The sequence below is a fragment of the Actinomyces oris genome (assembly GCF_001937665.1).
GTDB classification, from domain to species: Bacteria; Actinomycetota; Actinomycetes; order Actinomycetales; family Actinomycetaceae; genus Actinomyces; species Actinomyces stomatis.
On sequence record NZ_MSKL01000027.1, the window covers coordinates 44053 to 68348 of the forward strand.

20 protein-coding genes are annotated in these 24296 nt (G+C 70.3%); 6 read left to right on the forward strand and 14 right to left on the reverse strand.

What is annotated here, in order from left to right; all coding sequences use genetic code 11:
• Positions 1-232: 232 nt before the first annotated feature.
• Both BKH28_RS10930 and BKH28_RS10935 read right to left on the reverse strand, forming a co-directional pair.
• Entirely contained in the window at positions 233-640 is a 408-nt protein-coding gene (locus BKH28_RS10930; RefSeq protein WP_075418827.1) for an FKBP-type peptidyl-prolyl cis-trans isomerase, read from the reverse strand.
• A 263-nt stretch (positions 641-903) separates the two neighbouring features.
• On the reverse strand, positions 904-1878 hold the full coding sequence (locus BKH28_RS10935) for a Bax inhibitor-1/YccA family protein (protein WP_075418828.1): 975 nt from the start codon (positions 1876-1878) through the stop codon (positions 904-906).
• A gap of 439 nt (positions 1879-2317) precedes the next feature.
• Between BKH28_RS10935 and BKH28_RS10940 the strand changes: the two genes are divergently transcribed.
• The 4 genes from BKH28_RS10940 (at position 2318) to BKH28_RS10955 (ending at position 7011) form a co-directional block, all read left to right on the forward strand.
• Positions 2318-3274, forward strand: a complete 957-nt coding sequence (locus BKH28_RS10940; RefSeq protein ID WP_075418829.1) for an ABC transporter ATP-binding protein — start codon at positions 2318-2320, stop codon at positions 3272-3274.
• A 69-nt stretch (positions 3275-3343) separates the two neighbouring features.
• Positions 3344-4231 carry an ABC transporter permease subunit gene (locus tag BKH28_RS10945; RefSeq protein ID WP_075418830.1) on the forward strand — a complete coding sequence of 296 codons (888 nt, stop codon included), beginning with the start codon at positions 3344-3346 and terminating at the stop codon, positions 4229-4231.
• Between the two features lie 39 nt (positions 4232-4270).
• Entirely contained in the window at positions 4271-6292 is a 2022-nt protein-coding gene (locus BKH28_RS10950; protein WP_256695825.1) for a sensor histidine kinase, read from the forward strand.
• Positions 6274-7011, forward strand: coding sequence for a response regulator (locus tag BKH28_RS10955; RefSeq protein WP_075418831.1), 738 nt, complete (start codon positions 6274-6276; stop codon positions 7009-7011). The genes BKH28_RS10950 and BKH28_RS10955 overlap by 19 nt, the downstream gene beginning before the upstream one ends.
• A 135-nt stretch (positions 7012-7146) precedes the next feature.
• On the opposite strand, the gene pth is transcribed toward BKH28_RS10955, so the two are convergent.
• The 3 genes from pth to BKH28_RS10970 all read right to left on the reverse strand — a co-directional run bounded on the left by pth (position 7147) and on the right by BKH28_RS10970 (position 9383).
• Complete coding sequence (gene pth, locus BKH28_RS10960; RefSeq protein WP_075418832.1) at positions 7147-7749, reverse strand: aminoacyl-tRNA hydrolase; 603 nt, start codon at positions 7747-7749, stop codon at positions 7147-7149.
• 99 nt (positions 7750-7848) lie between these two features.
• Complete coding sequence (locus BKH28_RS10965; protein WP_075418833.1) at positions 7849-8460, reverse strand: 50S ribosomal protein L25/general stress protein Ctc; 612 nt, start codon at positions 8458-8460, stop codon at positions 7849-7851.
• Positions 8461-8795: 335 nt separating this feature from the next.
• On the reverse strand, positions 8796-9383 hold the full coding sequence (locus BKH28_RS10970) for a hypothetical protein (RefSeq protein WP_075418834.1): 588 nt from the start codon (positions 9381-9383) through the stop codon (positions 8796-8798).
• A 261-nt stretch (positions 9384-9644) separates the two neighbouring features.
• Between BKH28_RS10970 and BKH28_RS10975 the strand changes: the two genes are divergently transcribed.
• On the forward strand, positions 9645-10142 hold the full coding sequence (locus BKH28_RS10975; RefSeq protein ID WP_075418835.1) for an NTP pyrophosphohydrolase: 498 nt from the start codon (positions 9645-9647) through the stop codon (positions 10140-10142).
• Positions 10143-10245: 103 nt separating this feature from the next.
• Here the strand turns inward: BKH28_RS10975 and BKH28_RS10980 are convergent, their stop codons facing one another.
• The 9 genes from BKH28_RS10980 to BKH28_RS11020 form a co-directional block, all read right to left on the reverse strand.
• The gene (locus BKH28_RS10980) at positions 10246-11136 is read right to left on the reverse strand and encodes a type I 3-dehydroquinate dehydratase (protein ID WP_075418836.1); all 891 of its coding nucleotides are present in this window, start codon (positions 11134-11136) and stop codon (positions 10246-10248) included.
• Positions 11133-12170: an exopolyphosphatase gene (locus BKH28_RS10985; protein ID WP_075418837.1), complete on the reverse strand. Its 1038-nt coding sequence runs from the start codon at positions 12168-12170 to the stop codon at positions 11133-11135. The genes BKH28_RS10980 and BKH28_RS10985 overlap by 4 nt, the downstream gene beginning before the upstream one ends.
• Before the next feature lie 199 nt (positions 12171-12369).
• Entirely contained in the window at positions 12370-12891 is a 522-nt protein-coding gene (locus BKH28_RS10990; RefSeq protein ID WP_075418838.1) for a DUF501 domain-containing protein, read from the reverse strand.
• A complete protein-coding gene (locus BKH28_RS10995) occupies positions 12888-13580 on the reverse strand; it encodes an FtsB family cell division protein (protein WP_075418839.1) in 693 nt (230 codons plus the stop codon). Before BKH28_RS10995 ends, BKH28_RS10990 begins: the two co-directional genes overlap by 4 nt.
• Positions 13581-13881: 301 nt before the next feature.
• On the reverse strand, positions 13882-15168 hold the full coding sequence (gene eno / locus BKH28_RS11000; RefSeq protein WP_075418840.1) for a phosphopyruvate hydratase: 1287 nt from the start codon (positions 15166-15168) through the stop codon (positions 13882-13884).
• A 212-nt stretch (positions 15169-15380) separates the two neighbouring features.
• Positions 15381-16256: a hypothetical protein gene (locus BKH28_RS11005; RefSeq protein ID WP_075418841.1), complete on the reverse strand. Its 876-nt coding sequence runs from the start codon at positions 16254-16256 to the stop codon at positions 15381-15383.
• Between the two features lie 356 nt (positions 16257-16612).
• The gene (gene fepB / locus BKH28_RS11010) at positions 16613-17656 is read right to left on the reverse strand and encodes a Fe2+-enterobactin ABC transporter substrate-binding protein (protein ID WP_075418842.1); all 1044 of its coding nucleotides are present in this window, start codon (positions 17654-17656) and stop codon (positions 16613-16615) included.
• Positions 17657-17791: 135 nt separating this feature from the next.
• Positions 17792-21541, reverse strand: coding sequence for a transcription-repair coupling factor (gene mfd, locus BKH28_RS11015; RefSeq protein WP_075418843.1), 3750 nt, complete (start codon positions 21539-21541; stop codon positions 17792-17794).
• 10 nt (positions 21542-21551) lie between these two features.
• Positions 21552-22925, reverse strand: coding sequence for a hypothetical protein (locus tag BKH28_RS11020; RefSeq protein WP_075418849.1), 1374 nt, complete (start codon positions 22923-22925; stop codon positions 21552-21554).
• A 477-nt stretch (positions 22926-23402) separates the two neighbouring features.
• Here BKH28_RS11020 and BKH28_RS11025 point away from each other — a divergent pair.
• Positions 23403-24296, forward strand: an 894-nt coding sequence (locus BKH28_RS11025) for a YveK family protein (protein WP_430515702.1), incomplete at its 3' end; no start/stop codon positions are given.

Sequence of the window (24296 nt, forward strand, 5' to 3'; positions counted from 1 at the left end):
CGGGGCGGATGCAGGGCCTGTGGCCCGACGGCGTCATCCGGACTTCCTCCGGACCGTGCAGTTCGTGCTACCGGGTGTGGCGCGAGCGCGCCGCCCCCAGGCTAGCGCAGTGATCGCAACCCCGGGGCGCCGTACGCAGACGCGCGTTCGTACCGTAGGGCTCCGGAACGCACCCCTGAGGTACGTCTGGCGCCTACCGTACGAACGCGCGGACAGTGCCGGAGAGCTCGGCTCAGATGACGCCGAGGATCTCCGTGACGAAGACGAGCGTGTCGCCGCCGCGGATGCCGGCCTGCGGGACGCCGCGGTCGCCGTAGCCGAGCTCGGAGGGGATGGACAGCAGGAGGCGCGAGCCCACGCGCTGGCCCACGAGGCCGTCGTCCCAGCCGCGGATGACCCTGCCGACACCGACCTGGAAGTTCAGCGGCTGGCCGCGGTCGTAGGAGTTGTCGAAGACGTCGCCACCCCAGATCTGGCCCAGGTAGTTGGCCACGATCGTGTCGCCGGCCTCGACCACCTGGCCGTCGCCGGCGTCGAGCACCTGGACCTGCAGCCCCTCGGGGGCCTCGGGCCCGGGGAAGGTGAGCGTGGGCTTCGTGCCCTTGGCGCCCTCGACGGAGGGCATGTTGGTGTTGATCATGCGGTGAGCCTACGCGAGGGCCCCGGTTCGACGCCGCAGCGGGCCTCGGCCCAGCGCGAACCCGGCGAGCGGGTCACGCAGTCCCGGGCGCTCAGGCGTTCGGGGCAGCGCCGGACATGCCTGGCAGCGTCTGGGACCGGAAGAGGCCCAATGCCGCCACGTACACGGCTGGGGCCGGGACGCAGGTGATGCGTCCCGGCCCCAGCCGAGGTAGTGGCGTGAGGCCGGATCGGACGAACCGGTCCCGGCCCCGCGCCGTGAGCTCAGTCGCGGAAGTAGCTCAGCAGGCGCAGGAACTCCACGTAGAGCCACACGAGGGTGACGACCAGGCCGAAGGCCCCCGCCCAGGCGTAGCGTCGGGGCAGCCCGTTGCGGACCCCGTTCTCAATGAACTCGAAGTCCATGGCCAGGAAGTGGGCGGCAAGAATGACCCCGAGGATTCCCAGCGGAATGCCCAGTGGGATCCCCATGATGGTCAGGGAGCGCAGGCCCCAGGCGCCAGTGGTCGCGCCAGTCATCTGGAGGACGACGTTGATGAGGCTGAAGATCATGTAGCCGAAGGTGGCCACGACCACCACCTTGCGCAACCTGCCCTGGACCCGGAAGCCACCAAAGGAGTAGGCCACGAGCATGACGCCGAAGGTGGCCAGTGTTGCGAGCACGGCCTGGACGACGATGCCCTCGTAGCGGGCCTCCATGAAGCCGGAGATGCTGCCCAGCAGCAGTCCCTCGAAGGCCGCGTAGACCAGGATGAGAGCCGGGGAGGGCTCCCGCTTGTAGGTGTTGACCAGGCCGAGGATGAAGCTGCCGACAAGGCCGCCGAACATCGCCAGGAAGCTCAGCCCGGCGACCGCCTCATCGGTGCTGGTCGCCAGGTTCCAGGACAGGGCGCCCATGGCCAGGATGACGGCGAACATACCGGCGGTGCGGATGATGACGTCGTCGTAGGTCATGCGGCGCATGACCGCGTTGGTGGCCGACGGCGCCTGGTACTGGGCCTCCAGGCCGGCCATCTGCTCGGGACTCACCTGGCCGTAGCCGGCCGTCTGCTGGCCGTACTGGTTGGCGGTCTGACCGTACTGCCCGTACTGGCCGTAGCTGGCCGCCTGCTGGCCGTACTGGCCGGCCTGGTAGCCGGGCATCGTGGGGTAGCCGTTGGGCGTCTGAGCCGGGGCGCTCCCAGGTGCCTGGCCGCCGGTCTGGAAGGCGGCGCTTCGGTCGAAGAAGGGGTTGGACATGTTCCTCTCATCCTCTCTGAGGGGGCTGGGACCGTCGGCCCGGAGAGGCCGCCGCTCGCAGTGCGGTCCGGCCGTCGAGGGCCGGCACCGGAAACTGCGCACATTATGCGCATCCCCAGCACGGTCAGGGGAACCCATTTCCCTCACAACGTAGCCCTCAGGGGAGAGCTCCCCACTCATGTGACGAGCGCCGTCGCCTCCTCGGCCACCTCCCACGGCTCCCTTCGACCGATCGGTTCTCATCCTCCAGGAGGACCCTCCTCCCCCTGTCGGCCCCGCCCCAGCCGGCCCGGAGTTCGTCACCTCGGCCGATTCGCCCACGACGGCGCGCTCCTAGGCTGAAGCCATCCGGTTGCTCCTTAGGAGAAACCCCCGAAAAACCACGGCGAACCACCCACCCATCCCCCTCGTCAGAGGCCCACGTCGAAGAGAGAACATCATGATCGAGGCAGTCAATCTCACCAAGCGCTACGGCAGTAAGACGGCGGTGGACAACATCTCCTTCACCGTCGAGCCCGGCACCGTCACCGGCTTCCTGGGCCCCAACGGGGCGGGCAAGTCCACCACGATGCGCATGATCATGGGCCTGGACAAGCCCACCAGCGGCAAGGTCACTATCAACGGGCGCCCCTACCGGCAGCTGTCGGCCCCCCTGTGCGAGGTCGGAGCCCTGCTGGACGCCAAGGGCCTGCACGGCTCACGCAGCGCCCGCAGTCACCTGCGCCAGCTGGCCGCCTCCAACGGCATCTCCGCCAAGCGGGTCGACGAGGTCCTGGAGATCACCGGCCTGACCTCGGTGGCCAAGAAGCGCGTCAAGGGCTTCTCCCTGGGCATGGGACAGCGCCTGGGCATGGCAGCAGCCCTGCTGGGCGACCCCGGCGTGCTCCTGTTCGACGAGCCCGTCAACGGCCTGGACCCCGAGGGCGTCAAGTGGGTGCGTGAGACCTGCCGCCGTCTGGCCGGCGAGGGCCGCACCGTGTTCATCTCCTCCCATCTCATGAGTGAGATGGCGCAGACCGCGGACCATCTCCTGGTCATCGGCCGCGGCCGGATCCTGACGGCCGGCCCGGTCGAGGACGTCATCGCCTCGGCCACCACCGACCGGGTGCGCGTGGCCTCCCCTCAGGCCACACAGCTCGCCGAGCTGATGGCCTCCCGCAACCTGGCCGCCCGGCCCGTGGCCCCCAACGTCCTGGAGACCACCGCAACCACCGCCGCGACCATCGGTGAGCTGGCCGCCCAGGGCGGCATCGTCCTGCACGAGCTCACCACCATCCGCGCCAGCCTCGAAGAGGCCTACATGAGCCTGACCAGCGACTCCGTGGAGTACCGCACCGACCCCGCGTCCCAGGCCCAGATGCAGCAGGCCGTTCCTCAGGGCTCCGCCCGGGGCTGAGGTGCGCCTCCTCGGCGCACCGCGCCCGCCATCAGCAGCTCCATCCGTCTCACTCCGGAAGGCCCAGCCATGAGTACCCACATCCCAGCACATGCCTCAGCCGCCCCCACAGCCCAAGCCCCGGCGCGCACCGCCATCGGGACCGCCCCTCGCCCAGCCGGCCCACGCATCCGGGGCCGCCAGACCATCCTGCACTCCTTACGTGCGGAATGGATCAAGTTCTGGTCCCTGCGCTCGACCTGGATCACCTCCTTCATCACCATCACCCTGACCGTCCTGTTCGGCGCAGGCCTCACCGCCGCCTTCGGACGGTCGGAGCAGTACCAGGACATGGCCAAGGACATGATCACCTCCGGTCTGACATTCGGGCAGGTCGTGGTCGCGGTCCTGGGGGCCCTCATCATCACCGGGGAGTACTCCTCCGGTCAGATCCGATCCTCCCTGGCCGCCGTCCCCAGGCGCGGCCGGCTCCTGCTGTCCAAGGCCGTGGTCCTCAGCGTTGTCGCCTTCCTGCTGGGCTCGGTGTCCGTGTTCCTGTCCTGGGCGATCTCCAAGCCCTTCATCGGAGAGCACGCCGGTTCCCTCACCGACTCGCAGTACGCCGGCCACATCTGGGGCTCGGGCCTGGTCTTCGCCGCCATCGCCCTGATGGCCCTGGGCATCGGCTTCCTGCTGCGCTCCACCGCCGGCACCATCACTGTGATCGTCTCCCTCCTGTTCATCATCACCACTCCCCTCCAGCTCGCGGCCGGCAAGTGGGAATGGATCTACAAGATCATCGGCTGCCTGCCCAGCACCGTCTCCGAAGCCGTCTCCGACCCGTTCCAGCGCATCACCGAGTGGGGTGGGCAGGGCGCCCAGTTCCTCACCCACGGCCAGGCCATCGCGGTCTTCGCCGCCTGGGCGCTCATCCCGCTCATCGTGGCCTGGTTCGTCTTCTCCCGGCGCGACGCCTGAGCCCGGCGGGCCTCAGACGTCAGCCGGAGGTGATGCCCCATGTCAGCCTCCACTCCCTCCCACCCGGCCTCCGGCCCCTCCTCACCTCGAGACGGCACCGGCACCCCGTCTGGCTCCTCCGCCGCTGACTCCCCCGGCAGTGCAGCCGCATCGGCCGCCGAGAGCCAGGTGGGCGCAGGGCTGCCCGCGGTTCTGACCAACCCTGCTCTCCTGCGGACCCTCATCCGTTCCCTACCGACGACGCCCTTCCCCGATCCGACGATCCCCGCCTCCGACGATGGCAGGAAGAGTCCCCATCTTCGGGGGCGGGCCTCTCAGCCGCACAAGTCGACGTCGATCACGACCCCCTGGAATGACACACTGAGCCCTATGTCCAGCCAGCTGCCCAGCCCCCAGCCCGGCCGTGCCGCCACCACCATGCCCGACGAGGACGACCTGGAGCTCCAGACCGAGTCACGGGGCCTGCTGCGCGCGATCAGGCAGTGGTACTACCGCCATCCGACGATCATCGACATCTCCATCGCTGCCGGCGTCGTTGCATACGCCTTCTTCGCGGGTGTCACGTTTCTTCTGCGGCCAAGCAGCCTGGTAAAGGCCCATCCCATCCTGCCTTTGGCGTTGATCGCGATCGCACTGTTGGGGATCGCGCTGGCACTTCGCCGACGCGCCCCTCTGTGGAGCTGGGCCGCCATCCTCCTGGTCCCGGAGGTCTATCAGTTCGCAATCCAGCGGGCCTTCCATCTCACGATGGAGCAGCTGCTGTACGCGGCCATCGGTGTCAGCGGCATGGGGTTGATATCACTCCCCTTCGCCCTGGGCGCCATCGCCTCGCACCGCAGGCCGGCCGCCGCATGGACCGCGGGGGGCATCTCCCTGGTGGTTCTCATGCTGGACCTCAGCCTGACAACTCCTGGTCTGTCGGTTGGGGAGCTCCTGCGCAACATCGCCTTGCTGGTTCTCCTCATCCTGATCGGCATCGTGATCGGTTTCAATACCCGCTCCGCCCGCCTGCGACTCAAGGCCATAGAGCTCCGCTCGGCCCGGATGGCCCTGGCGAGCGAGCAGGCGGCGCTGCTGGCGGCCGCCGAGGAGCGCAGTCGCATCGCCCGGGAGATGCACGACGTCGTCGCCCACTCCCTGGCCGTCATGATCACCATGGCCGACGGCGCCGCCGCCACCGTGGAGCGCAATCCGGCCACGGCCAAGCAGGCCATGGAGACCCTGGCCGAGGCCGGACGCAGTGCCCTGGCCGACACCCGCCGCCTCGTGGGGGTCCTGCGGGAGGACCCCTCAGTCGCCGCGGGGCACTCCCCCACCTCGGAGGACTCGTCGGGCTCCGCCTCCTCATCCGGCGCGCAGGACGCGGCACCGCTCCCCGACCAGTCCTCCTCCACCCACCTCCCCCACTGGAACCTGAAAGGCAGGACGGCGGGAGCCTCGCAGTCCCCGGAGCCCCCAGCACCCCCTGAGAGCTCACCGTCGTCGGCCCACCAGCACGAGGTCCGAGACCTGCCGGTGCCCGAGTTCGCACCCCTGGGGACAGTGACGCCGGTCGAGCCCAGTGCCCCCATCGCCAGTCTGCGCCAGCAGGCCACCGATGGCGCGGGCGACCAGTCCCAGGGCGACCTGCCCCTGGCTCCTTCCCCGGAGCAGGCCGACATCACCGAGCTGGTCAAGCGCTTCGTGGCTGCGGGGGTACCCGTCAGCTACCGGTGGGTGGGGGCGGCACTGCCGGAGGACAAGGCCCTCCAGCTCACCGTGTTCCGCATCGCTCAGGAGGCGCTGACCAACGTGCTGCGCTACGCCCCGACGACGCCGTCCGTCAGCGTCGACGTCGAACGGCACATCGGCACCGTGGTCCTCACCGTGGACAACGAGGCAGCCCCCGGCACACGTCCGATGCACGGATCCGGCAAGGGTCTGATCGGCATGCGGGAACGCGCATCGGTCTATGGTGGGACCGTACAGGCCGGCCCGACCCCCACGGGTTGGCGAGTCCGTGCAGTCCTGCGCTGGGACGAGCATGACGAAGGGACTTTCTCATGGCAGACGCCCCTATGAGCAGTGGCGAGCCCCTCCAGCCCGACGAGTCGGAGCGCCCCGGCGAGGTCAGGGGGCCGATCAGCGTCGTGCTCGCCGACGACCAGGCGCTCATGCGCATGGGCTTCCGCATGGTGCTGGAGGCCGAGGAGGACATCACCGTCGTCGGCGAGGCCTCCGACGGGACCTCCGCCCTGGCCCAGGCCAAAGCCCTGCACCCCGACGTCATCCTCATGGACGTGCGCATGCCGGGCATGAACGGCATCGAGGCCACCGAGCTCATCGCCCGGGACTGCCCGGGCACGCGCGTGCTCATCCTGACCACCTTCGACCTGGACGAGTACGCCTTCGCCGGGCTGCGCGCCGGGGCCTCCGGCTTCCTGCTCAAGGACACCCGGCCCACCGAGCTCGCCGAGGCGATCCGCACCGTGGCCTCCGGGGAAGCAGTCGTCTCACCGCGCATCACCCAACGGATGCTGGAGATGTTCGCCGCCTCGCTGCCGAGCTCGAACACGCCGGCACAGCCCTCATCGGACCCGCGGATCGACTCGCTGACCCCACGCGAGAAGGAGATCCTCGTGCTCATGAGTCAGGGCATGTCGAACGCGGAGATCGCCGCGCACCTCGTCGTCTCAGCCACCACCGTCAAGACCCACGTGGGCAATGTGCTCGCCAAGCTCGACGTGCGCGACCGGGTCCAGGCCGTCGTCGTCGCCTACGAGACCGGCCTCATGGCCTGAGGACCGTCCACCGGGGTCGGGTGGGACAGGTGCTCGACGGCGTGGACGGGCCTGGCGGGAGCGCAGTGAGGAACGAACAGCGCGGGTGGTTGCCAAGAGTGTCTGTACCACGCGGCCCGATGAGGCGGCCGCACGTCAGCGGGGGGCGTGGAGGCGCTGCTGGGCGTCGTCGAAGCCGAGCGTGACGACCTGCTCGACGGCGTCGGCGGCCTGTTCCAGGGTGACGCCGAGGTCGGCGCGCTCGCGGCCGGGGAAGTCGGACAGGACGAAGTCGGAGGGGTCCTGGCGGCCCGGCGGGCGACCGATGCCCACGCGCAGCCGCGCGTAGTCCTTGGTGGATACGGACTTGCTGATGGAGCGCAGGCCGTTGTGACCACCCTCGCCGCCACCGCGCTTGAGGCGCAGCTCGTGGGCGGGCAGGTCGAGCTCGTCGTGGATGACGAGCAGGCGGCTGGCAGGGTCGATGCCGTAGTAGGAAACGAGCCCGGCCACGGGGCCGCCGGAGAGGTTCATGAGCACCGAGGGCTCGGCCAGGATGACACGGGGGCCGGGGGCTCCGCCGGGCATCATGCCCAGTCGCCCCTCGGCCACGCGGGCGCGAGCCTTCTTGTGCTGGGAGAACCGGGACCCGGTGCGCTCGGCCAGGACGTCGAGCACCATGTAGCCGACGTTGTGGCGGTTGCGGGCGTACCGGGTCCCGGGGTTCCCCAGCCCGACGACGAGCCAGGCCTCACTCATGCACTCTGCCCCGGGGTGAGCCCGGCGCGGGCGGCACGGGTGGTGCGGGAGGCGCCTGCCGGCGCGTCGTCATGGCTGGACATGTCAGTCACGCGCGATTCACTCGGCCTCGGACTCGGCGTCACCCTCGGCGGGGACGACCTCGGGGACCTCGGAGGCGACGGCGTGCTCGTTGGCCACGTTGACCACGGCGGTCTCGGCGTCGGAGACGGCCTCGACGCCCTTGGGCAGGGTGATGTCGGCGATGGTCAGGACGGTGCCGGCGGCGACGTCGGTGATGTCGACCTCGATGGCCTCGGGCACGGAGACGGCCGGGGCGGAGACCATGACGGTGACGGCCTCGATCATGTGCATGGTGCCGGGGGCGGCCTCACCGATGACGGTGACCGGGACCTCGACGTCGACGCGCTCGTTGCGGTTCACCAGGAGGAAGTCGACGTGCTGCACGCCGGGGCGGATGGGGTGGCGCTGCACGTCCTTGGCCAGGGCCAGGAGGGTCTCGCCGCCGGCGATGTCCAGCTCGACCAGGGCGTTGTCGTTGCTGCGCAGGGCCAGGCGGGTGGCGTGCTCCTCGAGCAGGAGGTGGCGGGGCTCGGTGCCGTGGCCGTAGACGACGACGGGGACCTGGCCGGCGCGGCGGGCCTGACGGGCGGAGCCCTTGCCGAAGTCGGTGCGGTCCTGGGCCTTGAGGGTGATGGCGTTGTTGGCCATGTGGCTCTCCTTGCGGATGAGGCGGGGCCTGGTGCCCCGCGGCTGATGGTGGTCCGGCTGGGCGCGACAACGCGCAGTACCGCCAGGTACCACCACGTCGATCACGGATGCGCGCCTTGCTGACGCGTCCCTCGCCGGGGCAACGTGGGCAAGACTACGGCATGGGCAGGCCGCGCGAACAGCCGCGCAGCCGGTGAGGCGCCCCACCTGGGGCCCGTCGCGGAGCTGGTACGCACGCTGAGCCCTTGTCAGACCGGACCGGCTCGCGCGTTCGTACCTTAGGTCGCGCGGTCGAGGGTTAAAGGTACGAACGCGCGGATGCATCGGCCGGAGGTTCAGAATATGTGCTCGTTGGCCATGAGGATCAGGAGGTTGGCGTCGGCGCAGACCGCCGCCTGATCCACCCCGACACCGTCTGATCCATGGGCGTTCGGATCGTCTCGCATCATGTGCTTGACGTCGAGGATCTCATCGGCCTTCTCCTTCGGGACCGTGGTGAAGACCTTGCCTACGGGGACGTACTGGCGAAGGTCCGGGTAGATGCCCGGGAGCGGATCGGCCTTTCCGGTCGAGGCCTCGGCGAGCGCCCGGGTGCTGGCGGGATCGAGTGCCAGCACCCCGTGTATCCATATCGGGCGGTCCGGCGCGGGCAGGAGCTCGCGTTCCTCCTGCCAGTACTGCGCCACCCAGTGGGCCGAGGAGATGGTGATGCCCGGCATGCGCCTGTCGAGGCGTCCCAGATCGGTCCGGATCTCCAGCTTGTCGGGGACGTACTCGGTGAAGCTCGCGAAACGGCCATCCGACGTCGGCGTCGAACCCGACCGCGACCGGTCCTCCTGCGCTGAGGCACAACCGCCCAGCGACAGTGCTACTGCACCAACGAGGCCCATGCCGACGACGCCGCGCCGCCCGTAGTCGGCCATGCTCGCCCCTCCTTCATTCCCGGTTCCGCCCGCGATCCGACCTGTCACAAGGCGCCGCGGGTGCAGCGAAGCCTACTCACGCGGTGCGACGAGGGCCCGTGATCACGGCGGTCGGCGGCGGGCACTTGTCCCCATGTCCCGGTCACGGGAGCACGCACGGAGCGCGGAACTGAGATCATCCGGAGGACAACGGCCACGAACCCACCAGCGCCGCCTCGCACTATTGGTGGCCCCCCTTCATCGACTACCAGAAAGCAGACCATGAGGTACTTCGCCGAGTACATCGTCGGCAGGAACGGCCCCATCGACGTCTTCCTGCAGCCCCAGACCCCGCAGCTCATTGCCGATGAGGTAGCCCGTAAGCTCACCTCCCCCAACTACCTGGACGGCAAGAGGCACTTCGCCGTCGTGGTGTGGGCACTGCCCGACGGAATGACGCATATGGACGACGTCCCGGAGTCCTCCCCGGCGCGAGCCACCTTCATCCAGTGCGGCGGCTCCTCGGCAGCCATGAGCGTTGAGATCCGCATGACCCACGAGGACGACTCCTACGAGCACTACGCCGTGGCCCGTGAGCCCGTCGCCGCCCCCGGAACGTGGACCACGATCACCTGGGACAACGGGAGTCCCGAGCCCTTCTCCCTGCGTCTGCACCCCGAGGAGGTCTTCACAGGTGAGCAGGCTGCGCCCGTCTTCCGCGCCTACATCGAGGACGGGGCCCTTCCACCGGCCGGGCTCCTGCGCAGGCTCGACATCTAGCTCCCGCCGGGCTCCACGCGTTCGTACCGTAGGGGTCGCGGTCGTACCCTTTACCCCTCGAACGCACGACCTACCCTACGAACTCGCGGGCACGGAACATCACTCAGGCCCGCAGGAGCTCCAGGCAGCGGCGCACGTCCTGGATCGGCATCTGGCCGGGGGCGGAGGCCCGGGCCTCTCCCTGCTCGTCGGGGACGACGGCGAAGGTCAGCGCCGACCCGAAGGCCGGCGCCACGCGGCTGACCGCCCCGAGCGCCCCCATGGACATGGCGGCCACGGGCACACCCGGGCCGGTGCCCTCTCCCCTGCCCGCCGTGGCCCGCGCGCACACGCCCAGGAGGCGGGCGACGTCGGCGGCGCTGGTGGGCCATACGGCGATCTTGGCCAGGTCGGCCCCCTCGGAGGCCATGCGGGCCAGTACCTCCTCAAGCACCTCATCGGGCGGCGTGGCCTCGAAGTCGTGGAAGGAGGCGACGACGTCGACCCCCAGCTCATGGGCCTGCTCGCAGACCCGCCTCAGGCAGCCGCGCTGGACCTCGACGTCGATGGCGGCCGGGCGACACTCGGGCGCCCAGTCGGCGAGCCCGTCGAGGACGGAGCGCAGGAGGGCGCCGTAGGCGGCGTCGTCCAGGTGGGCCCGGCCCCCCTCGGCGGCGGTGCGGCAGGTGAGCAGCAGGGGGGCTCCGTCGGCAGCGTTGACAGCATCACCCAGACCCCGCAGACACTCCAGGGTCTGGGCCGCGGCGGTGGCCGCGTCCAGCGGATCGGAGGCGGGCGGCTGCGCACCGGTGGCCTTGGCGGAGGCGACCAGGGCGTCGACCTCCTCAAGCAGGTCGACGCGCAGCTCGAGGACGTCGGCACCGGCGTCGATGGCGCTGCGGGCCTGGGCCCGCGCGTGGGCGACGGTCGGCCCGGTCAGGGAGACGGCCACCGCGGGCAGGCCACCGGGGCCGGGGATGCGGCACCCGCCCCAGGTCAGCGACGTCGCGCTCACGCCCGGGCCTCTTCGGTCGGCGCCTGCTCGGGCACGAGCGACAGGGCAATGCCGTCGAGGATGTCGTAGAGGCTGGTGGTGACCCGTTCCAGCGGGCGCCCGGCGGCGGTGGTCCGCTCCACCACGCGGGAGACGACCTCGCTCCATACGACGGCACCGGCGGCGATGACGTCGCGGCGACCGGGGGCCAGGTATCCCCAGGAGGCGCGCTGCTCGGCCGTGGAGTGGATGATCGCCTCGCAGGAGGCCAGGACCGTCTCAGGGCTCAGATCGGCGCCATTCAGGGCCTGCGGGTCGAAGGCCTGAAGGTCCAGGGCGTGGGCGGTGACGGTGGTGATGGTGCCGGCCAGGCCGACCAGCCGCCCGGGGGCGGACAGGTCGACGACCCGCTCGGCCACGTCGAGCAGGCCGCGCACCTCCGCCCGGGCGGCGGCCTCGGACTCGGGGGTGACACCGCCTGCCAGGAAGCGTTCGGTGATGCGCACGCTGCCGGTGTCCAGGCTGATGGCGGCGCTGGGCTCGTCCACGCCCAGGACCAGCTCGGTGGAGCCGCCCCCGAGATCGACGACGAGTCGAGGCGCCGGCGCGCACTCGCCCTGTCCCTGGCCCGGTGCCTCGGCGCCCTCTCCCCCGCGGGCGCCCAGCAGGGAGCCGGTGAAGGACAGGCGGGCCTCCTCCTGGCCGCTGACGACCTCGGGCTCGATGCCCAGCAGGCGGCTCACCCCGGCCACGAAGTCCTCTCGGTTGCGGGCGTCACGGGTGGCGGAGGTGGCCACGAAGCGCCGCACGTCTCTCCCGGGGGCGACGCCCAGCTCGGTGCAGTCGGCGGCGTAGGAGGCCACGGCGGCCAGGGTGCGTTCGAGGGCCTCGGGGTCGAGCAGGCCGGTGCGGTCCACGCCCTGGCCCAGGCGCACGATCTCGTTGCGGCGGCGCAGCACCTCCAGGCGGGGGCGGCCGGAGTGGTCGCGGTCGGCCTCGGCGATGAGGAGGCGGATGGTGTTGGTGCCGCAGTCGATTGCGGCGACGCGGGTCATGGCGGCGGCCTCCTGGGCTGGGTCGGCAAGGTGAGAGCAGGACGGGTGAAAGTGCGGTCGTGCCTGAGGGCTCCTGGACGTACCTTAAGGGGCCGCCCCCAGGGCCGTCAGGCACGGCCACGAGGGGGCCGCAGCCGCCCCCGGCACGCGATCGCGCCCCAGGCGATCGCGGCTCTTGCGACCAGGACGTCCCCGCTGTTCAGCAGAAGCAGCGCTCAGGATCCCACAGTCCGCGCTCGCGCAGAGCCTCCAGCGTGCGGTCGCCGATGGGGTTGACGCCGGCCCCGGCGGCCAAGGTGTGCCCGAGCAGGGCGTGGAGGCACTTGACGCGCGTGGGCATGCCACCGGCGGAGACTCCCTCGATCTCGGCGACCTGCCCGAGCTCGGCGCGACGGGCCAGGTAGTCGGCATGGGCGGCGGCGTAGGCGGCGGCCAGATCGGCGTCGGCGGCCAGGTCGGCGTTGAAGGTCTCCATGAGGTGCTCCGCCTCCAGGGTGGAGCAGCCCTTCACGGCGGCCGGGTGGGTGAGGTAGTAGCTGGTCGGGAAGGGGGTGCCGTCGTCGAGGCGCGGGGCGGTGCGCACCACGGTGGGGCGCCCGCACACGCAGCGGGCCGCGATGGCGACGACTCCGCGCGGCACCCGCCCCAGCTGGTCGGCCAGGGCCTCGAGATCGGCCGACGACACCGACTCCTTCGCCTGCGTCTCAGGGGTGGGGCTCACGGGGTCTCCTTCGTCTGCGGGGTGGCGGCCGGTTTCGGCGTGGTCTTGGGCGGATCCGACGGCGCCTGGTTGGGCTCTCCGGTCGGCAGATCCTTCTGGGTGGGGTTGAGGGTCTTGCCGTCCGCGCTGCCGTTCGATCCTGCCGGTGCGGCGTTGCCGGCCTGGCCGGCGGCCCGCGAGGAGTCTCGGAGCTTCTGGTACCAGGGGGCGTCCTGGGAGGATGCGGTGGCCCCGCCGCCGGCCTCAGTCTGTTTCATGGAGTCCACGCCGACGACGACGTAGCTGGTGTCGCCAGGCATGACGTAGCCGAGGCGCTCACGCACCTGGGACCGCACGTAGGTGTCGTCCTTCCACTGGGCCAGCTCGTTCTCCAGGGTGGTGGAGGTGTCGGAGGCCGCCTTGATCCTGTCGACGACGGCGTCGTACTGGGCCTGCTGGGACAGGTAGGCGCGCAGTGAGGTGAAGACGACGACGAAGGCCAGCAGACACACGACCGCCAGGATGACGACCCTGGGCGGCAGGGCGCGCTCGGGCGCCGTCGTCGGCAGGCCCCGGGACCGGGAGTCGGACGAGCCGGAACCTGATCCGGTCACGGATGCCGCCCGCTCGGCCGGGACCTGACGGGGCCGGGCGCCGCCGGCAACGCGACGCGTCCCGGACTGGCTGGAGGAGGGGCGGCGTGGAGTCATACCGGCATCCTGCCTCACCGGGGCGCACGTGATAGCGCACCCCACCGGGCGCGTTGCTCACGGTTCGGTCATAAATCGCCCCTGGTGGGCGCACACCGGGCCTCGAGGACTGCACCCCGGGAAGCAGCCCGCGAGCACTGGACTGCTTCCGCGTGGCCGCGAATGCGGCGACACGGACGCAGACGACACTTCGGGGCAGGCGGGAGAACCCGTCTGCCCCGAAGCGGTGGTGTGCGTCGTCGAGTCGTGGCTGAGCCGTCGCGTCAGTCAGCGGCTCGACGTCGGCAGGTCGCCGTCAGGCTCAGGCCTGGAAGCGGGGGAAGGCGCCGGCGCCGGCGTAGACCGCGGCGTCGCCGAGGGCCTCCTCGATGCGCAGGAGCTGGTTGTACTTGTTGACGCGCTCGCCGCGGGCGGGGGCGCCGGTCTTGATCTGGCCGGAGTTGGTGGCCACGGCCAGGTCGGCGATGGTGACGTCCTCGGTCTCACCGGAGCGGTGGGAGGTCATGGACTTGTAGCCGGCGCGGTGGGCCATCTCGACGGCCTCGAGAGTCTCGGTCAGGGAGCCGATCTGGTTGACCTTGACCAGCAGGGCGTTGGCAGCGCCGAGCTTGATGCCCTTGGCGAGGCGCTCGGGGTTGGTGACGAAGAAGTCGTCGCCGACGAGCTGGACCTTGTCGCCGATCTTGTCGGTCAGGGCCTTCCAGTCGTCCCACTCGTCCTCGGAGAGCGGGTCCTCGATGGAGACGATCGGGAAGTCCTTCACGAGCTTCTCGTAGTAGTCGACCATGAAGGCGTTGTCACGGGCCTCGCCCTCGAACTGGTAGGTCTTGGCCTTCTCGTCGAAGAACTCCGAGGAGGCGACGTCCATGGCCAGGGCCACGTCCTTGCCGGGCTTGTAGCCGGCCTTCTCAATGGCCTCGACGATGAGCTCGAGGGCCTCGCGGTTGGAGTCGAGGTTGGGGGCGAAGCCACCCTCGTCACCCAGGCCGGTGGACAGGCCGCGCTCCTTCACGACCGCCTTGAGGGCGTGGTAGACCTCGGCCCCCATGCGCAGGGCCTCACGGAAGGTGGGGGCGCCGATGGGGGCGATCATGAACTCCTGGATGTCCACGTTGGAGTCGGCGTGGGAGCCGCCGTTGAGGATGTTCATCATGGGCACGGGCAGGACGTGGGCGTTGGGGCCGCCGACGTACTGGAACAGGTCCAGGCCGGCGGACTCGGCGGAGGCCTGGGCGGCGGCCAGGGAGACGCCGAGGATGGCGTTGGCGCCGAGCTTGCCCTTGTTGGGGGTGCCGTCGAGCTCGATCATGAGCTGGTCGAGGCCGCGCTGGTCAGCGGCGTCGAAACCGATGATCTCGGGGGCGATGACGTCGTTGACGTTGTCGACGGCCTTCTCCACGCCCTTGGCGCCGTAGCGGTCCTTGTCACCGTCGCGCAGCTCAACGGCCTCGAAGGCACCGGTGGAGGCGCCCGAGGGGACGGCGGCGCGAGCAGAGGCACCGTCCTCCAGGAGGATCTCGACCTCGAGGGTCGGGTTGCCACGGGAGTCGAGGATCTCGCGGGCGTGAACGTTCTCGATGAGGGCCACTTGGTGCTCCTTGCTGAGGGGATCGTGATGAGGTCGTCGGCGTCGGGCACGCTCGCGCGCGACTGCCGAATGCAGGATCAGCCTAGCGGGCCGACATCCCCACCACGAGGGCCATGGTCCTGAGGAATGCACAGTGTTCACGCCCGGCGAGAAACACTGGACGACGGCGCCCCCTCGGTTCCGCCGTCGTCCTGGTGGCCCTGACGGACCTCTTACTGGCCGTTGGTCTCGGCCTGGTCGGCGCCCTGGCCGTCCTCGCCCGCTGCACCGTCGGCCTGACCGGTGTCGCCCTGTCCGTCGGTCTGGCCGGAGTCGGCGGGCTGCTGACCGCCCTGCTGGGGGGCCTGCTGCTGGGGCTGCTGGCCGCCACCCTGTTGTGGGGCCTGTTGCTGGGGCTGCTGGCCACCTTGCTGGGGTGCCTGCTGCTGTTGCTGGGGCTGCTGCTGGGGCGCCTGCTGCAGGCCGCCTCCGAGGGGGCTGTTGGCGGACTCAAGGCTGGGATCGGTCTGGGTCCACCAGACCGGGCGCTCAGTGGGGTAGCGCGGGGAGAGGTCGCCGTCGAGCGTGCCGTAGACCTTCCTCAGGTCGGCGAAGACGGGCTGAGCCTGCTGCGACTGCTGGTGGAGCTTCTCGAACTGGCTGCCCATGACCTTCGCCCGCAGGTAGGTGATCGTTGTCGCCTTGCGGGGCTCGAAGCCCAGCTGCTCCTTGGCCAGCTGCACGATTTGCGCATCAGTGATGGTCAGGCCGTGGGCCTGGGCGACCTCAGACAGGATGGGCGCCGCGATGAGGGAACTGGCGATCTCGGAGCGCTTCGAGCCCAGACGCTCCTGGCCCGTCTGGGCGGGAGCGGAGGCCATCTCCTTGGCCACGACGTCGATGTCCTTCTCACTGACGACGACGGAGTGCCTGGCCCCGTCCAGGCCGGTGTAGTGCATGTCGGCCGCCTGACCGGGGTGGTCGGAGCAGCCGGCGAGCGCCCCGACGGCGAGGAGGAGTGCAGCGCTGGCGGCGAGGACGCGCGTGCGTGCGGCAAGGCTTCGGGTCACGGTCTGCTCCTGGAGGGGGACGACGCCGGAGGGCGACATGGTGTCACGATATTTCTGCCCCCGACCCTACCGTTCCGCCTGCGACGACGCACGCAGCCCGTACAGCCACCACTCGTACCCATGCCCGTAACGCCATCTCTTGATAGGAGTGAGACGCCGAACCCCGGATATCTTGTGCCGGTTGCATGGCGCCTGCTCGCATCCGACCACTTGGGTCGATACGTGTTGAACTCTCCTCAACACACCCCTCACGGATTCCAGCGCAGGTGAGAACGTCCACCCCAGATGAATCCGCGCCACCTGGCCTTGAACAGTTCCAGCAACCGTCACACAGCCACAGCACCTGCATCAAGGCAGCCCAGAGAGTGAAGCGGACACAGGGCTCCGTCCGGCGCTCAGCCCTTCTTGTAACTCTCCTTGAGGGAGTCGAGCATGATGATGGCGGAGTAGTAGTCGAGGCGGAAGGTGGAGGCCGGGGTGTAGGCCACCCGCCCGTGGGTCACCTGGGTCGCTGTGGAGAAAGTCGGGTCGTCGACGACCTTCTGGCGGCTGGCACTGTCTGCGGCGACGATCACCCAGTTGTCACCAGGCAGTCCCGTCTGGACATTCTCGTTGGACAACTTGACGATGTCCTGCCGCTGCCCCTTGGAGGTATCGCCCTTCACCTCCTCGGGGATGTCGGCCATGGTGAACCCGAGAGAGGTCAGGATCTGAACCTGGGGAGACTCCGCGGTCAGGGCCGCGGCGCCGCCGCCACCACCGCCGTAGACGATGAAGGCCGATGTCGTCCCCTCGGGAACAGTGATGGCCTCCTTGGTCGCAGAGACGTGCGCGTCGTAGTCGGCGATCACCGTGTCCGCCTGCTGCTCGTTCCCTGTGGCCTGACCGATGGTGCGGGTGACGTCCTGCCAGGAGCGCCCGGTGTAGTCGACGACCAGGACCGGCGCGATGTCACGCAGCTGCTCGACCTGATCGACCGCCGAGTCGCCACCACTCTTGGCCACGACGATGAGGTCCGGCTCGTAGCCGGCCACCTTGGTGACGTCGACCGACTTGATCTCGTAGAGCTTCTCCACCTTCTGCTTCTTAGCCGCATCAGACCACTGGACGAAGAAGCCAGAATCGTCACTCAGGCCGTCGGTGTTAGGAGCCGTCACGGCCGAGGCCACCACTGGAGCTCCCACCGCCAGCAGCGAGCCGGTCAGGGCTATGGAGGTGGACACGATGCGCTGGGGCTTCGAGGAAAGGGCGAGGTCGCCGTCGTCGGTCTTGACGGTGCGGGGCCATCCCTGGGATCCCGACGACGCCGAGCCGCTGGAGCCGGCTGAGCCTCTGCCGCCGGAGCGTCCGCACGCGGCCAGGCTCAGAGACACAACCCCGGTCAGGGTCGCAGCCAGGAGCCGCCGCCGTCCGATGACGAGACGTGGGAACGTATTCATCGCGGTCCTTCCCGTGGATGGCCTCACGATCAGAGGAAATCTGCGACCTCCTTCACAATCGCATCTTAAGTATGGCTAACCTAAATCCGACCTCATGGTGGGTCAACGCCCTGTCCAGTAGATGGGACCCGGCCGTCAGCGGCGCTTGCGGTAGGTGGTGGCCTCGGTCTCGTAGGCGGTATCGCCCTCGACGACGGCGTGCAGGAGCACCTCGGCCCACCGCACGACCTCCTCGCCGGACAGCGCCGCCCCGCCCATGCGGTTGGTGCCCGGCGCGGGCACCACGATGGTGCGCGTGGCGGGCTTCAGCACGGTTCCCGGGTAAAGGCGGGTGACCTTCATGCGCGCCGACTCGGGCAGGTCCACCGGGGCGAAGCGCACCGACTTGCCCTGAGCCACGATCTCGCGCACCCCCAGCTGGGCGGCCAGGGCCCGCAGCCGCGCCAGCGCCGCCAGGCGGACGGTCGCCTCGGGCACGGGCCCGTAGCGGTCGGCCAGCTCCTCCAGGACGTCGTCGACCTGCTCGCCCGAGCGCGCCGCCGCGAACTTCGTGTACGCCTCCAGGCGCAGACGCTCGTGGGGGATGTAGTCCTCCGGGACGGTGGCGTCCACGGGCAGCTCGATGCGCAGCTCGACGTCCTCGTCGTCGCCCTCCTCGAAGCCGACGGCGTCGGCCCCGGCCTTCCCGGAGCGGGCCAGGGCCTTCTTGTAGGCGGCCACGGCCTCGGAGACCATCCGCACGTACAGGTCGAAGCCGACCCCGGCGATGTGCCCGGACTGCTCGCCGCCGAGCAGGTTGCCCGAGCCGCGGATCTCCAGGTCCTTCATGGCCACCTGCATCCCGGCCCCCAGGTCGGTGTTGGTGGCGATGGTGCGCAGGCGCTCCAGGGCCGTCTCGGTCAGCGGCTTGTCCGAGGGGTAGAGGAAGTAGGCGTAGGCCCGCTCCCGGCCGCGCCCCACGCGCCCGCGCAGCTGGTGGAGCTGGGACAGGCCCATGCGGTCGGCGCGGTCGACGATGAGGGTGTTGGCGTTGGACACGTCCAGCCCGGTCTCCACGATCGTGGTGCACACGAGCACGTCGGTCTCCTTGCGCCAGAAGGAGTCGATGACGGCCTCCAGCTGGTGCTCGTTCATCTGCCCGTGGGCGGTGGCCACGCGCGCCTCGGGCACCAGCTCGGCCAGGCGCGCGGCGGTGGCGTCGATGTCCTCGACCCGGTTGTGGACGAAGAACACCTGCCCCTCGCGCAGCAGCTCGCGGCGGATCGCGGCGGAGACCTGCTTGGTCTCGTAGGCGCCCACGTAGGTGAGGATCGGGTGGCGGTCCTCGGGCGGCGTCGCCAGAGTGGACATCTCGCGCAGGCCGGTGACCGCCATCTCCAGGGTCCGCGGGATCGGGGTGGCGGACATGGACAGGACGTCCACGTTGGTGCGCAGCGCCTTGAGGGTCTCCTTGTGCTCCACCCCGAAGCGCTGCTCCTCGTCGATGATGACCAGGCCCAGGTCCTTGAACTTCACCTGGCCGGTGATGAGGCGGTGGGTGCCGACGACGACATCCACCGTCCCCTTCTCCAGGCCCTCGAGCACCTTGGCGGACTCGGTGGCGTCCTGGAAGCGGGACAGTGCCCCCACGGTCACCGGGAAACCGGCGTAGCGCTCGGTGAAGGTCTCGGCGTGCTGGCTCACCAGCAGGGTCGTGGGCACCAGGACCGCCACCTGCTTGCCGTCCTGGACGGCCTTGAAGGCGGCACGTACGGCGATCTCGGTCTTGCCATAGCCGACGTCGCCGCACACGAGCCGGTCCATCGGCTGGGCCTTCTCCATGTCGGCCTTGACCTCGTCGATGGTGGAGAGCTGGTCGGGGGTCTCGGTGTAGGGGAAGGCCTCCTCCAGCTCGGTCTGCCAGGGGGTGTCGGGACTGAAGGCGTGGCCGGTGGTGGCGGCGCGGGCGGCGTAGAGGCGCACGAGCTCTCCGGCGATCTCACGCACGGCCTTGCGGGCCTTGGACTTGGTCTTGGCCCAGTCGGCGCCGCCCATCTTGCTCAGGGCGGGGCTGTCGCCGCCGACGTACTTGGTGACCTGGTCCAGGGCGTCGGTGGGCACCAGGAGACGGTCGCCGGGCTGGCCGCGCTTGGAGGGGGCGTACTCGATGACGAGGTACTCGCGGGTGGCCGACGAGCGGGCCCCGCCCACGGTGCGCCGGCTCAGCTCGATGAAGCGCCCCACCCCGTGCTGGGCGTGGACCACGAGGTCCCCGGCGTGCAGGGACAAGGGGTCCACGGAGCGGCGGGCGCGGCGGGCCGGCAGGCTGCGGCGCTCGCGGGGGCCGGCCGAGGCCCGCCCGGTGAGGTCGGACTCGGCGATGAGGGCCAGGCGCAGCCCCTCGGCGAGGAAGCCGTGGCCGGCGCTGGCCTGGGTGACGCGCACGACGCCGTCTCCCGGGCCTGTCGTCGAGTAGGCGGCCGAATCGTCGGTCTCATCGGCGGGGGAGGCCGGGTCAGGGATCCAGTCGCCGTCACGGCCGAGCTCGGTGACCTCGGAGAGCTGGTCGACGATGCGGGCGGGGACATCGCCATCGCCCAGGAGCTGGGCCATGCGCCGGCCGGGTCCGGGCCCGTCGGTGGCCACGACGACGGTCCAGCCCTGGCGGGCCAGCCGGCCCAGGTCGGCGACCGCCCGCTCGAGCTCGCCGCGGTAGGTTCGCGGGTCGCTGAGGTCCAGGCGGGTGGTCTCGGGGCCGGCGGCCAGGGCGGTGAAGGACCACCAGCCGCGGTTGGAGGACAGGGCCAGGGCCCGGGCCTCGGCCAGGTGGGCGAAGGCGGCGGCGGACAGGTCGACGGGGACCGTGCCGCCGGAGGCCGCCGAGGTCCAGGCGGCGGCGAGGAACTCGGTGGTGGTGGCCGTGAGGTCCTCGGCGCGCTTGCGCACCCGTTCGGGCTCCAGCAGCACCGTGAGCCGGTCCCCGACGAGGTCGAGCAGCGGGACCATTGCGTCGACCAGGACCGGGGCGAGGGACTCCATGCCCTCGACGGCGATGCCCTGACTGATCTTCTCCAGCATGTCGGCGGCGCCGGGGACGGCGTCGACCAGGGCGGCGGCGCGCTCGCGCACCGCATCGGTGAGGACCAGCTCGCGGCAGGCGGTGGCGGTGACGGCGCCCAATGCCTCGATGGTGCGCTGGTCGGCGACGGCGAAGGAGGAGACCTCGTCGATCTCGTCGCCGAAGAAGTCCACGCGCACCGGTCTGGGCTCGGAGGGTGGGAAGACGTCGAGGATGCCGCCGCGCACGGCGTACTCGCCGCGGGACTCGACCATGTCGACGCGCGTGTAGGCGGCGGCCTCCAGGCGGCGGGCGGTCTCCTCCAGACCGACGGCCAGACCGGGGGCCAGCTGGACGGGCTCGAGCTCGCCGAGTCCGGCGATGACGGGGGCCAGCAGGGCGCGCACGGGGACGATGAGAACACGGATCGCCCCGCCCTCCTCAGGGTGGGCCAGGCGACGCAGGACGGACAGGCGCTGGGCGACGGTGTCGGCGCGCGGCGAGAGGCGCTCGTGGGGCAGGGTCTCCCAGGCGGGCATGACGGCGACGTCGTCCGCCGGCAGGTAGCTGCGCAGGGCCAGGGCGGTCTCCTCGGCCTCGCGACCGGTGGCGGTGACGACCAGCAGGGGCGTACCGGAGGCGTCTGCCGAGCCGGACGCCTGTACGTCGCCGCCAGCGACCCGCTGGACACCCTCCTCGCCCAGGGTCATGGCGGCCAGGACGGCGGGCCGAGCGCCTGGTGCGACGACGAGGCTGCGGTCGGAGCGCGAGCGGGAGGAGGCGGCGCGAACGGTGCGGGTGATGTCGGCGTCGGCGAGCAGCGGAGGCAGGAGCGCAGTCAGGAGCACGGCCGCGAGTCTAGTGACTCCCCGTCCCGGCACCACTGGCGGGCCGGACCGGTCGGCCGGTGAAGGCCCTGCGGGACCAGTCCCGGCTGCGGACCCGGTTCCAGGGATTGGCGTGCCCGGCGACGACACCAACGCCCCCGCCCGCGGTGTTGTTGCGGCTCTCCAGCAGGACGGAGACCTGTGCCGAGGCCGCCATACCGGCGATGAGCCACACGACGGTACCGATCTGGGTGATGAAGGCGACTGTGCCGTAGGCCGGGATGAGGCTGAGCAGGGCGATCTGCGCGGGGTTCGAGCGCTGGACGAAGGCCCTGGCGCCGTAGACCAGCAGCCCGGCCATGACGAGCACCACCGGGATCCAGCCGAAGCGCAGCGCGGTCAGCAGCAGGTGGTTGTCGATGGAGCTGTAGCCGCCCCAGGCCACCGAATCCCCTGACTTCTGGTAGGCCGAGGACAGTCCCAGTGGCTCGAGCTGACGCACCAGGACGAGGATGTCGCCGCGGTAGCCGGCCGAGTCCTCCTGCTCACGGCCGGCCGAGTCGAAGACGCCCAGCACATAGGGCAGCAGGACGCTGCCCACACCGACCAGCACCATGAGGAAGCCCATCCGCCACAGGGCGGGGATGTTGGTGTGCACCTGCATGAGGCTGAGGATGACGGCGATGACGGCACAGGCGATCGCCGAGCGGGAGAAGGTCGGGATGGTCGCCCCCAGGACGAGGGCGCCGGCCGCGATCCGGTAGCCGGGCCTCCACCGCGTGGCCAGGATGAGCGGGATCCCGGCCGCCAGGCACACTCCCAGGGCGATGGGATGACCGAAGGCGCCCTCAACGCGGGTGAAGCTGCCCCGGGCCAGGGGCGGGGCCCACTCCTCATAGAGGTTGTTGTCGATGGCGATGTAGCTGAAAGGATTGATGGTGGTGACGGCCTCGAACAGGGCCAGCACGGACACCGCGATCCACACGGCCGCCAGGACCTCGGCCATGCGCCGCAGTCCGAGCCTCTCCACGAGCAGCCGTCCGGCGAGGTAGGCGGGCAGGGCGCTAAAGACGACGTCGGACAGGACGTAGTTGAGCGGCGAGCCCGCGGCGACGGACAGGCCCACCAGGCACCAGGCGGTGGCAACCATGAAGTCACCGCTGGTCAGCCGCCACGAGAAACCGGGCAGGAGGGCGACGATCACCAGGAAGCAGGCCAGGGTGGCCGGAGGCACATTGGGCTCGAAGGGGATCATCACCCACACCGGCACGAAGCCGATGGCGCCCATCACCAGGCAGGCCCCGACGATGGGGCGGCGGTGGATGCGGTCGGCCACGAAGATGAGGACCGCCAGGGCGGCGGCCACCATGGGGAGGACGATGAACAGGGTCCTGGCGAAGGACATCATTCCTCCCTTGTCATGTCATGGCCGCGGCAATGTCACGGCGTTTGATCGGTGGTGTGTCGGCGGCCGGGGAGCCGCCGCAGGGCCGCTGTGAGAACTACCCGGGAATATGCTGGGAGAGCCTCCGAGGTCCTGACCAAGGTCAGCCGGAACCGGAAGAAGTCCGACGACCTCGCCCAGGTCCGGTTGAGTCCGACGTCTTCTTCCCTGCTGGGGCGGGAGTCCTCAGGACCCTCGCCCGTCACACGGTTCCGGTGAAAGACTCACCACATCGCCCGCTCCCCCACGTCTGAGGATTCCAGGCGTCGCCGGGGGCGCAGCGAAGGCTACTACAGTCACCGAGACCTGAGCGTGATCTTACAGTTAGGGTTGGGCCGTAGCCTTTCAGCATCCGCCGGGTCATGAGGCCCACGGTTCCCGACGGGCAGCCCGAACCGACCAGATCCAGAATCAGCCCCAGACCAGATGAGGAGCAGCGTGCAGCCGTCGCAGATCCTTCACGCCATCCGCAGGAACCTTGTCGCCTGCCTCGTCATCCTGCTCGTATGCATCCTGGCCGGACTGGGGGTGGCCCTGGCGACGCGGCCGGTCGCGGTGGCCACCACAACCCTGGGCATTCAGCCCAAGTCCAAGGAGACCCCTTCCTTCTCCACCCAGGCCAAGGACCTCATGCCGACCCTGGTGGAGCTCTCCACGAGCCCGAAGGTCCTCGATCCGGCAGCGGCCAACCTGAACATGGAGACCACTGATCTGGCGGAGGCCCTGACGGTCACCAACCCGCCCGAGACCCTGGTCCTGTCCATCACCGCCAAGGCCGGGAGCAAGCAGAAGGCCGTCGACATGGCTCAGGCAACGGCCGACTCGCTCAACAAGGAGCTCTCCTCCGGCGAGCTGCTGGGCAAGCAGGCCCTGGGAATGACGACGAGCACCACCTCACCGGCCACCACGGCCAACACCACCATGGAGCGCCCCGGCGCCCGGGCCGCGGCGATCTCCGGGCTGCTGCTGGGGCTTCTGGCCTCCGTCTCCTATGCGATGTTCCGTCACCGTCGTGACAGCGGTCATGGTGGGGGCCAGGGTGCCGAGATCCGTCCCGGACGTGCGGCGGCCGCTCTCAACGCCCTGAGGCAGAAGACCTCGGATCTCCTACGACCGAGCCAGCCGCCCGCACAGACTCAGATGCAGGCGCAGGTCCCCTACCAGTATCAGCAGCTCCCGGCCCCTTCACCGGTCCCGGCCTCCCCCGAGGTCTCGGTCATCCAGGCCTCCGACGCCGCCGCGACGCAGTCCGCCCCCTCCTCAATGCCATCCCCCGTCTCCGCGCCCATGCTTCCGGGCTCGTCGCCCGCCCCGGCCCCGCCCTCCCAGCCG